Origin of the sequence: Trichocoleus sp. FACHB-40, assembly GCF_014695915.1 — a bacterium.
GTDB lineage: Bacteria > Cyanobacteriota > Cyanobacteriia > Cyanobacteriales > FACHB-T130 > Funiculus > Funiculus sociatus.
The window spans coordinates 1-2,617 of the sequence record NZ_JACJPF010000092.1 but is presented as its reverse complement, the minus strand read 5'-3'; the positions used below and the strand labels follow the sequence as shown (position 1 = coordinate 2,617).

Annotated in this window: 1 protein-coding gene and 1 pseudogene; both read right to left on the bottom strand. The window is 46.2% G+C overall.

The features are described from left to right. The coding region (locus H6F63_RS20315; RefSeq protein WP_190639293.1) for a DUF1998 domain-containing protein at positions 1-1,803 on the bottom strand (1,803 nt) is incomplete at its 3' end. Positions 1,804-1,827: 24 nt separating this feature from the next. Then, positions 1,828-2,617 (bottom strand): annotated as a pseudogene (locus H6F63_RS20310) (hypothetical protein); the annotation flags it as partial.

The window sequence follows — 2,617 nt, the reverse complement described above, 5'->3', positions numbered from 1 at the left end:
TATTGAGCGGTCTAAGTATTTATTACCGCGTTCGCAGGAAGTTTCTGGACTGAACAGGCAGGCGTGGCAGGTAGCCCAATGTAAGGTAGTTGTGTTCTGGAGCGGGCTATGTTCGGCGCATAGAGGATCGGAAGCACATAGGCGCATTTGTTCGAGAGCTTGGTTGATGTGACGACCGAGAGCGATAGGTTCGCCGAGACTGGCTAACCCCCCAAGGGTACCTTCGCTGTCGGGTGCTGCCGTATAAATCAGGACGCCTGCCATTGGCCCGTTATCATCATCTGGAGATTTGGAGTAAATCCGTTCTCGCAGGCTGGCGGCGGTGTAACCGCACTCAATCGCTAGCTGGCGCATGAGGGCGTGAGCAAAGGAGTGTAGTAAGATGTAGCGGACTCCGGGGTAATTGGCATCCGGGTCGAGGGAGCGAGCTAACCGCCAACGGCGATGAGCGTAAGTCTTAAGGAGTGGAGTACTGTTTAACCATTGCGCGATCGCATCCTCTCGGAACTGGAGAAAAATCCCTTCCCCGCGCACTTCGGAGGCAGGCACCCATTTCGGTTCGTGTCGGCTCAGAGGCGCTCGATACTGTTCTGGTAATTCCCCTGTTTCAGCATAGTCCCCCGGTGATTCAATGCGGGTAAAGCCAATCAGAGCGCGAACCTCTCGCAATCGCTCCACCAACACAACTTTGTCAAAGTACGGTTCGTAACCCTTGGGAGCTGCAACCGGAGTCAGCCAGAAATTGGTAGTGTTCAGGCTCGTGTCGGCGGCAGAGAAGACTTGCCATTCCGGTGTTTTGATATTTCTGACCTCTGGCGCATCGGCTTCTCTTTGTGACGATGAGTGTTTTTGCTGTATCTGTTCCCAAATTTGGGCGTCGGTGTATTTGGCAAACTCTTTGAGTTGACCGATTAGACGGAAAGCCGCGAGGATATCGATACTGGTTGCTTTTTCCAATACCGTCCAGTGCTGATCGACGAGTTGACCCAGTTTATTAACCGTCGTGGGAATGGAGAGTGCAGAAAGAGTAATGGGGAACCAGCTATTGGATGCGCCTAACAAAAGACTTGTCATTTGTTCGGTACAGCCACCTTCGGCAAAGTTCCGCAGATGAGGATGACGACCCCGGCACTGGGGCATATACTTTTTCCCCAGTTCACCAAAAGCATCCGACATCCGGCGAGAAGCGCCACAGGTATCGCACTTGACTTCAATCTCGGTGGCTGAACCCGAAACGCCATACTCATAAAGACGCAAAGAGCCTTTACAGTCCTTGTTGCCTTTATGAACGAAGTAATGCCACGGGAAGTCATCTACATGTCCGTGTTTGCAGCCCACCAAAAATCGAGCTGGGATTACCGTTGGGGGATATTTCCCTTTCGAGCAGTTGCTATGCACGTAGCGGTTCTGATCCAAGCGATAGCGATCGGTTTTCAGGTCAAACAGCCCGGATTGCAGGGGGGCAAGTAACCGACACTGAGGACATAATGCCCAAGTGGGAAATGGAGCAATAGGGATACCTACTTTAGCTGTGTCATCAAACGAGCTGGGGAGGCTGCTATTCGACTCAGGGGGAATGGGGGGTGAGAGGAGTCGCTTGACTTGGTAGCCCAGTTCTTTCTTTACAGCTGCTAGTAAGCGTTCTTCCCCTAACTCTGAGACATGGGTGATATCCCAGTCATCTAATCCCATAACCATCGTTGAGAGATTGGGGAGGTCTATCACAGACCCAACGCCGGAGGAAAATAGAATTTGGCTGGGTCTTAATTCCCCAACTTTGTTTTTAGATTGAGACTTACTCATTGAGATAGTTATCTATAATTGAACTCAGGATTCAGGTGAGAGTGAAGATGACAATTCAGCCTCAAATACCTTAGTTGTTAGCTCTCGAATAAGGGGTAAATCGTTGCTGAGGAAATTATCCCAAGCGGCTTGCAATTTCTTGTATAATTCATCACTATCAGTTATTTCATAATCAATTAATTTAATAATTTCTTTTTTGTAAATCCACGCCCATTTATTTTCTTTTAACTTGGTCTTCTGAAATATAGGTAGATTTTTTAGAGACATCTCATGTAAGGAGCGTCGAATAGATTCAACATTTCCAGGCCCAATAGTCAGAACTAAGAAAAGATTATTAGGTTCATTGACAAACTCAAAAAGTAAAACTCTTTGACTTGATGTCCAGCTATAGCCAGAGCGCTGAGCCGGGAATTTATCTAACTCAACATCAGCAAAGCGAATATGTTTCTTAGCACTGTTATCTAAAACCAGTTTATGTAATTCAGCATTATTATGAATAAGCGTCTTAATAAATTCAGCAAGTTCTGATTGTAAATCTGGGCGATGTTCAAAAATTAAATCTAGAGCTGGTTTGTGCTTGGTGTAGATTTTCCGACAGAGTTCTGCAATTTCTGAATCACTCACAAAATGTCTCCGAATTAAATTAGAATAATGAGTCATCAACGAATAGATATCAGAACCTAATGTCGATTGATATTTTTCACAAATATTATCAACCAATTTAGCAAGTTTAGAGTAGCTGTAAGCAATCCATCTGTTATCGGTTGGTAGATTGCCTTCTGGAGAAAGATAAATCAAAATAGCTCGACAATCT